This window comes from Candidatus Hydrogenedentota bacterium (assembly GCA_018005585.1).
Taxonomy (GTDB): Bacteria; Hydrogenedentota; Hydrogenedentia; order Hydrogenedentales; family JAGMZX01; genus JAGMZX01.
Map to the genome: position 1 here is coordinate 1 of JAGMZX010000230.1, position 6167 is coordinate 6167.

At 62.0% G+C, this 6167-nt stretch carries 5 protein-coding genes; 4 read left to right on the forward strand and 1 reads right to left on the reverse strand.

The window, feature by feature from the left end; all coding sequences use genetic code 11:
- Positions 1-1048: SGNH/GDSL hydrolase family protein (locus KA184_22705; GenBank protein MBP8132399.1), on the reverse strand; the 1048-nt coding region annotated here is incomplete at its 3' end.
- A gap of 353 nt (positions 1049-1401) precedes the next feature.
- On the opposite strand from KA184_22705, the gene KA184_22710 reads away from it, so the two are divergent.
- The 4 genes from KA184_22710 to KA184_22725 all read left to right on the forward strand — a co-directional run.
- Entirely contained in the window at positions 1402-2880 is a 1479-nt protein-coding gene (locus KA184_22710) for a phosphate--AMP phosphotransferase (GenBank protein ID MBP8132400.1), read from the forward strand.
- 154 nt (positions 2881-3034) lie between these two features.
- Positions 3035-4867, forward strand: coding sequence for a sigma 54-dependent Fis family transcriptional regulator (locus KA184_22715; GenBank protein MBP8132401.1), 1833 nt, complete (start codon positions 3035-3037; stop codon positions 4865-4867).
- Between the two features lie 571 nt (positions 4868-5438).
- Positions 5439-5834: a response regulator gene (locus KA184_22720; protein MBP8132402.1), complete on the forward strand. Its 396-nt coding sequence runs from the start codon at positions 5439-5441 to the stop codon at positions 5832-5834.
- A gap of 73 nt (positions 5835-5907) precedes the next feature.
- A partial coding sequence (locus tag KA184_22725) for a hypothetical protein (protein ID MBP8132403.1) occupies positions 5908-6167 on the forward strand: 260 nt, incomplete at its 3' end.

Consider the following 6167-nt stretch of genomic DNA (forward strand, 5'->3'; position numbering starts at 1 on the left):
ACGCCACCGTGCGCACGTCTTCGCTGAAGGTCACGGTAAATTCGAGGGTCTGGTTCGTCGTAGGGTTTTGCGCGCCGGCCTTGCGCGTGATCGAGAGCACTGTCGGACCCGTGATATCCACGAGCCAGCCCGCGAAACCCTGGCCTAGCGCGCTCGCGCAAAGGTCCTTGTAGCCGGTCACGTTCAAATGGATCGGGTCGTCGCCGTCTGCCGCCATGCCGGCGCGCGGCCCGGGATACACCGGGTTCCCGCCCGGATACGGCGAATAAGCCGGCGGCCAGCCCGGGAACGGTGCTGTGCCGGCGGCGAAGGGCGCCCGATAGACGAAACCGGCGTCAATGAAACCGGGGTGACCGTGCCGGTACTGCTGCAACCCCCAGTTATGCACATAGAGCACGCGGCTCCGGGAGCTGGCGATGGCGCGCTTGCGCAGGCCCATATTCGTAAACGCGGCATTCACCTGGCTGGGCGACGGATTGCCCAGATTAACCTGCATCAGTTGCGCGCCCTGAATGCCCGCCAGCGAAGTCTCCCAAAGGTTCACATAATCATAATCAATGAGGCCTACCTTCATGTCAGAACGCAGACCGAGGCAGAAATCCACCACGGTCGTCAGGTCGTTCTGTATGCGGTCGAATAGCGCGCTCTCTTCCGTGGGCGACAGACCCGTATGCCAGCCCCCCGCCGCCTGCCCCGCGAGCATATCATTGCCGCCCAGACTCAGATGTATGATGTCGATGGTGGGATTTGCCGCAAGGGCCTGCTGGACCAAGGCAAGCGCGCCCGGGTCTTTCCAGACGGACGCCGTCGTGCCGCCGATCGCTGTAGTCGAGCCCTCCGCGCCCCATTGGCTCAACCCATAGGTGCTCAGCACCGCGGGCCAGGCGTTGTCATCCCACGCGTATTCCGCCCAACTGTCGCCCACAAGCAGAATGCGCTTCGTCTGGGCCTCCGCCGCACGCGTCAGCAGTACCAAGAGGAAAACGGCCACCAGTAGCGAATGGACGCCGCAGTCACAGCCCGCTCTTACACGCTGTCGCATACTCATGGGTGGTCCTCTTTCTCTCTCGCGACTTGAACCCGCCGGTTAAGTTCCCTTTCGGGCCACGGCGCCCGTCGCCTCATCGGATGGTCCCCGCCGGGAAGAAGCAGTTATAGGTAAGCATCGACGGATGATAGCCCTATGACCTTGAAAAGGTGCGGACATTAGAGCACTCCTTCCTTAAGGTACCACAACGCCGCCAACTTTTCCACTGGGGTCCTATACAAATCAAATACAAATATTTCTGGTTGCATATTGGATGAACTCCGCCGCGTTATCCGGTTCCGGAGTCGGCGCATGCCGCTTGCAGTCTTTTCCCGTGCGCGTTAGACTCAGGTACAAGGGAGGCAAACGTTCCTATGCTCGAAACCGTGGATTTGGAAACGAAGTTGGGTAAAGAGGAATACAAGGCGGCCTTGGACGAACTCGACGTCCGGCTGCCGACGCTGCAGCGGGGCTTGCATTCGGCGGGGGTACCTGTACTGATAGTGTTCGAAGGATGGGAGGCGGCGGGCAAGGGCACCGTATTGAGCCGGCTCCTTCAGGCGCTCGACCCCCGCGGTTTCAAGGTTCACGCGATTGCGCCCGCGGCCGAACGGGACCGCTTCTGGCCCCCGATGTGGCGCTTCTGGAAGCTGCTCCCCGCCGACGGCGCCATTGCCATATTTGACAGAAGCTGGTACCTGCAAGTTCTCGAGGAATACGTGGAAAACGGGTGCGACGGGCGCGCGGCGCAATCCGCGTATGAACGCATCCGGGCTTTCGAACGCCAACTCACCGACGGCGGCGCGGTGATAGTAAAATTCTTTCTGCACATCAGTAAGAAAGAACAGGCGAAGCGGTTCAAGAAGCTCGAAGAAGACCCCGCGTTCGCGTGGCGCGTCGGCGAAGCGGAGCGGCGCCAGCAGAAGCGCTACGACGAGTATGCCCAGGCCGTCGAGGACATGCTGCGCGAGACGTCAACGCCGAATGCGCCCTGGACACTTGTGCCGGCCACCGACGAACGCTTCGCCCGCGTGAAGGTTGCTGAAACGCTCGCCGCGGCGCTTGCGAATCCAATGGCCGTGCGGCCGGCCACCCCGACCGAGGAACCTCAGAGCGCGCCGCGCCGTACAAGCCCCTTGGACCGCGTGGATGCGTCCATCACGGTTTCAGAGGAAACCTACGACGAAGAGCTGCCTCGGCTGCAAGAGGAACTGCGGCGTCTTCAGCACCTTTGCTACAAGCAGCGCAAGCCCGTGGTCATTGTCTACGAAGGGTGGGATGCCGCCGGCAAAGGGGGCAACATCCGCCGCTTTGTGCGCGAGCTTGACCCGCGCGGCTATGAGGTCGCGCCGTTTGCCGCGCCGCAGGGCGATGAAAAGACGCACCACTATCTCTGGCGGTTCTGGAGGGCGCTCCCGAAAGCGGGCCACTTTGCCATATTCGATCGCTCCTGGTATGGCCGCGTGCTGGTGGAACGGATCGAAGGATTCGCCACCTATCCGGAATGGGCGCGCGCCTATCGTGAAATCAACGAATTCGAGTCGGACCTTGCCGATTACGGGATGGTTGTCATCAAATTCTGGCTGCATATTTCGAAGGAAGAGCAATTGGCCCGATTCCAGGCGCGTCAGGACACCTCGGAGAAGCGTTGGAAGATCACGGACGAAGACTGGCGCAATCGCGAGAAGTGGGACTTGTATTGGCAAGCGGTGTCGGACATGCTCGAGCGCACGTCCACCGTCCGCGCGCCGTGGACCGTGGTCGAGGGCAACGACAAGCGCCACGCGCGCATCAAGACGCTGCGCACGGCCGTGAAGCGCATTGCCGCCGCACTCGAAGCGGCGCCTGGTTGAAATAGCGGGAGCCTCGGGTGAGGACTTGGGCGCTTGGCGGCTGGTGGTGTTATAATAACAATAATCAGGGGGCTTTGCGGCAAGCCGTTGTCCAGATGCGGGGGTTGGGTTGCAGTGGTCGCTGTGCGAGGAAATCCGTGGGGATACCGTGTCGATGGATGTCAAATTGGCGAGCACGGCGGGGAAATGTCGCGGTGCATGCTGGGGCGTCGGCGCCGGTGACGTGGTTGTCGGCCGTGGCGCCGATTGTGACATCGTTTTGCTGGACCCCGCGGTCTCCCGCCGGCACTGCAGAATTGTGCGTGAGGGAACCGATATCTGGCTCGAGGACCTGGGCAGCCGGAATCCGGCGCTCTTGAATGGCGCGCCTGTGCGCCGCGCACGGCTCGAACCCGGCGATGAAATCTCCATCGGCACGAATCAGTTTCTGGTGCTCGGTGAGGGGGAGGGCGCCGGGCAGGGCCGCGTTTCGGGCGCTTCCCGATGCGATACGGTATCCTGGTCTGAATCGCTTCCCATCACCTTGGCGCTCGATTCCGCGCGCGCCGGAATCCAAGCCCGCCCCGGAACCGTGGATGACCTTGTTTTTCTCTTCGACGTCGCCCGGGAAGCCGGCGTGTGCAGAGACGTGAAGTCCTTGTTGGCCCTTCTGCGAGAGCGGCTTTGTCAGCGATTCGACCCAGTGGACCTGTGGGTGGCCCTCGTGCATGGGCGGGACACGCTGAACCTCGTGGTCGGGGCCGAACAGACTTCGCCGCCCCTTGACCTTATGCACACCTGCCTGAGAGAGGGGCACGGCATGCTCGCGCCCGGCACGATGCAACGGGGAAAACAGAAGGTTCGCACGTTCACGCTTGCCGCGCCGCTGACCGTGAGCGAAGCGGACATCGGCGCCATCGTACTGCGCACCGAATTGCCGCACGCCTCCTCCTCCTATGATGAGGCGGACCTGCGCCTGCTGGTGCTGCTGGCGCAATCGCTCGCGCCTATCATCTGTGCCATCGAGAACCAGGAACAGCTCCGGCGCGACAACGAACGGCTGCGTGCCCGTTCCGGCGAATCCCTCGAACTCGTTGGGGATAGCAGCGCCATCCGCCGTGTTCGCCTCCAGATCGCACAGGCCGCGGCTTCTAACTTGAATGTGATCATTACCGGCGAAACCGGTACCGGCAAGGAACTCGCGGCCCGGCTCGTCCACGTGCAGTCCGTGCAGCGCGCCGAGCCTTTCGTCGTCGTGAACTGCGCGGCCATTCCCCGGGACCTCTTCGAGAGCGAATTCTTTGGCTACGAACGCGGCGCTTTCACCGGCGCCACCCACCGGTTTGACGGCCTGCTCGCACAGGCGCACGGCGGAACGCTCTTCCTGGACGAAGTCGCGGACCTCAGCCTTGAAAACCAGGCGCGGATCCTGCGCGCCGTCGAGGACGGCGCCTTTCGCCGTGTGGGGGGCAAGGAAGAGATACGCGTACGCGTGCGCATTGTCGCCGCGACGAACAAGGACTTGCGGAAGGCCCTGGCTGCCGGGCAATTTCGAGAAGACCTCTTCCACCGGCTGACCGGTTTCGAGATCAGAATCCCCCCGCTGCGTGAGCGGCCGTCGGACATCCCTGATCTCGTCGAGCATTTCTTTCAACTTATCAAGAATCAGGCTAAACGGCCGCTGTCCGGCTATACGCCTGAAACGTTGATATACCTGCAGAAACGGTCCTGGCCGGGAAATGTCCGCGAACTCCGCAACTGGATGCTGCGCGCCGTTGCGCTCGCCACGAGCGAATGGATTCACCCGGAGATGTCAATTGAAGAGCCATCTCAGACCATCAAAGCCGCCGGAGCCACGAAACCGGCTTTAAGCCTGGCTGAAGTCGAAAGGCGGCACATTACAAGCGTGCTTCAACAGTGCGGAGGCAGCATCAAGGAGACCGCACGGATCCTGCAAGTGGCGCGCAGCACGCTCTACGCCCGCATCGCACAGTACGACATCAAATAGGCCGTCACCATTCCTTGCCCGGACGGGGCATTCGTGCCCAATTCCCTGCACGAGTCCAGATTCTGGACGAAATCACTGTCCAGTTCCTGGAATCCAAGACGCTTCCCTCGCCCGGCGCTTCGGGCCGCTGTTTGTATAACTTTCTGTATATCAGCATGTTAGAGCCTAATGCCCCGATGATTCCTGATATGGCACGAAACTTGCTAAGACAATTTTGTCACGAAAAGGCGCCCAGACGCAGTTCGCGCTGGTGCGTTCGCCCGGCCTTTGCGGTGGAGGGAGAACCGGCGGAGGGAACGGGTGACGTGGCAGGGAACGGAGGGAACAGGTGAGAGTAAAAGGAACGCGCAAGACCGCGGGGAAAGGGAGATGCCGGTTATGGCGACTACATGTCAGGTATTGACGGAGTCACGCGTGAGGATGTTGTGGCTGGTGCATGCAAGAGGATATCGGGTGAGCGTCCGTGCGGAAGTACCCCGCGAGAGGATGTTGGGCGGCATTCGATACGTAACGCGATGGAGGTTGGCACTGTGACGGGTTGCTCGAACAGAACAAGAGGCGGCGGGTTGTCATGAGTGAATTGCGTGTCTTGATAGTCTCCGATGACCCCCTGTTGCGCCACATGACTTCCGCGTGGTTCGAGCGCAGCGGTTTCTCCGTCACGGCGGTCTCCGATAGTGAGAGGGCGGCCGAGGCCTGCGAGCGCGCCCGCTTTGACGCCGTAATCGTGGATTTTGAAATGGTCAATATGCAGTCGTATGAGACGGTCCTGTTCCTGCGTGCCCAGGCTCGTGAACAGGCGATTGTCGTGCTGATGGACAGTCCTGAGGAGCGCTTTTCCGCGCTCATCTGCGGCGCGTCGAAGGCATTGGTCAAGCCGGTTCCCATGATCGAACTGGAGCGGGAGGTCCGGCGGGTAATCGAAGAGTCCGCTGCGCGTTGGGCCAGCGCAGGCGTGTCCAGTTGACGGAATACCGGGGCGATGCCCCGCGCACATACAGTTGAATCGTCAGAAGAGAAAACCAGGTTGCGGAGTGGCGGTGACGCAAGACCGATTGCTGCGTTTTCTCGCGTGGCGCGCCGGGCGGCGCGCCGTCATGGAGGCGACCGAATGGTTTGTGACGGCCGTGTGGGCCCTGATAGCCCGCACGGTTGTGACAAAGGGGGCGCGCGTGCGGCCCGCACCCGAGGGTGAAGACGGGAGGGGGGCGCGGGCCGCACGAAATGAGCCGGCATCTGCTGAGAGGCCGGGAAGTACTCCGGGAGGTGCGAGTTACTCGATGGCGGAGAGAGAGGCCAG